Raw genomic sequence first — 250 nt, 5'->3', positions numbered from 1 at the left:
GCTTGGTCGGGCTCGGCATAGTCCTGGTTCTGCGCCGATCCGGCATAGCAGTCATAAACCAGCGCGTCCTTGAAGTGCGCATGGACCTGACGTCGAAGGCTGGTGCTGCCGGAGAAGGCCACGTACAGGGTGGGTACGCTTGGGTCGAGCGAGCCGAGCTGGTCGTAGCCGAGCGCCTGGCGATAACAGCCCAGGCTTTGCACGAACTCGGTATTGCCGGGAGAGGTTAGGCCGATCAACTGCACGGTCG

1 protein-coding gene is annotated in these 250 nt (G+C 62.8%); it reads right to left on the bottom strand.

Annotated elements, in window-relative coordinates; translation table 11 throughout:
• Positions 1-250 (bottom strand): DUF2855 family protein (locus IV01_RS24375; RefSeq protein ID WP_032624805.1); only part of this gene is annotated, 250 nt, incomplete at both ends.

Origin of the sequence: Pseudomonas syringae, assembly GCF_000737245.1 — a bacterium.
Classification (GTDB): domain Bacteria; phylum Pseudomonadota; class Gammaproteobacteria; order Pseudomonadales; family Pseudomonadaceae; genus Aquipseudomonas; species Aquipseudomonas syringae_J.
This window is presented reverse-complemented; position numbering and strand designations above follow the sequence as displayed.